Source organism: Halorubrum sp. SD612 (assembly GCF_002135005.1).
This window is the reverse complement of record NZ_NEWI01000372.1, coordinates 1-1,389: the sequence shown is the minus strand read 5'-3', so window position 1 is coordinate 1,389 and position 1,389 is coordinate 1. Positions and strand designations below refer to the sequence as shown.

Sequence of the window (1,389 nt, the reverse complement as noted above, 5' to 3'; positions counted from 1 at the left end):
CCCGATCAACACGGACAGCACCGAGACGGTGAAGATCGTCTGCCCCGCCACGAGCCCCGCGGAGCGGTCGCCGTCGGCGCCGGTGTACTGCGCGACGAGGATCGCGCCCGCGGTCGTGAAGCCGCCGGCGACCGCGATAAGGAGGAAGATGAGGGGGAACGCGAGGCTGATCGCGCCGACCGCCTCCGCCGACAGCCGGCCGAGGTAGAGCGTGTCGACGATGTTGTACGTCACCTGTAACAGCTGGATGACGACGATCGGCCACGCCAAGCGGAACAGCGGTCGGAGGAGGCTCCCCTCGGTGATCGACTCCTCGTCGATGGGCGCGTCGGACCCGTCTCCGGGGTCGCCGCCGCGGTCGTCGGACTCGCGGCCGTCGGCGTCTGACTGATCGGAGGGGTCGGCAGCGGGCTCGTCGCTCACTGATATAAAAACGGCCGGCGCGCTCTATCAGGCTTCCGATCCGGTCAGCGCTCCGCCTCGTCCGCGTCGCGGTCAGGGGATTCCGGGGGCTCATCGCCCGTATCTCCGCCCTCCGGCGCGGCGGTTTCCGATCCGGTCGCCCCCGCGACGCGGTCGGCGTCCGCCTGCGTCGCCGCCCCCGAATCGGCGTCGACGCGGGCGACCCCCGAGGTGCCGTCGAAGACGAGGTGGCGGTGCGGGTACGCCATCTCGACGTCCGCGTCCGCGAGCCGCTCTCGGATCCGGGTGTTGACGTCCGACTGGACCTTCGCCAGCTTGTACGGCTTCTTCACCCAGTACCGCAGCCGGAGGAGGATCCCGTTGTCGCCGAACTCGTGGAGCCGGCAGTCCGGCCCCGCCATGTAGCGGGCCACGCCGATACGGATGTCGGGCCCGCCGTCGATGACGGCGTCGCAGTCGCGCGCCGCGCGCTCGACGAGCCGGCGCGCCTCCGCGATGTCGCTCTCGTAGGTGACGAGGACGTCGATCGAACGCCGCGTGCGCTCGTCTTCGGCGGAGAAGTTCGTCACGTCGCGCTCGCGCATCGTCCCGTTCGGGACGACTAGGAAGGTGTTGTCCAGGGTGAATATCTTCGTGTACCGGATGGTGATATCCTCGACGAACCCCGTCGTCCCGTCCTCCAGTTCGATCATGTCGCCGATCTCGAACGGCTGGTCGGGAACTTCATCAACGGCGTGTTCGTCCTCGCCGACCAGCGGGGCGAGGACGATACCGATGACGGCCGAGAACACCGCCGTCCCGAGGAGCAGCTCCTCGAACTGAAATCCGGCCGCGCTGAGCCCGACGAGAAGCGCGGTGCCGATCGTCCCCGCCCGGACGCCGCGGACGATCGTCTGCGCGACGCTCTGTCGCGACACGCGGCGCGCGCACGGCCGGCCGATCCGTCGGACGCGGCAGTTGGCGACG

Annotated in this window: 2 protein-coding genes; both read right to left on the bottom strand. The window is 69.8% G+C overall.

Features of this window, described 5'->3' with window-relative positions; all coding sequences use genetic code 11:
• Positions 1-423, bottom strand: a 423-nt coding sequence (locus B9G38_RS17450) for an MATE family efflux transporter (protein WP_255375993.1), incomplete at its 3' end; no start/stop codon positions are given.
• A gap of 44 nt (positions 424-467) precedes the next feature.
• Positions 468-1,389: mechanosensitive ion channel family protein (locus tag B9G38_RS17445; protein ID WP_233127255.1), on the bottom strand; the 922-nt coding region annotated here is incomplete at its 5' end.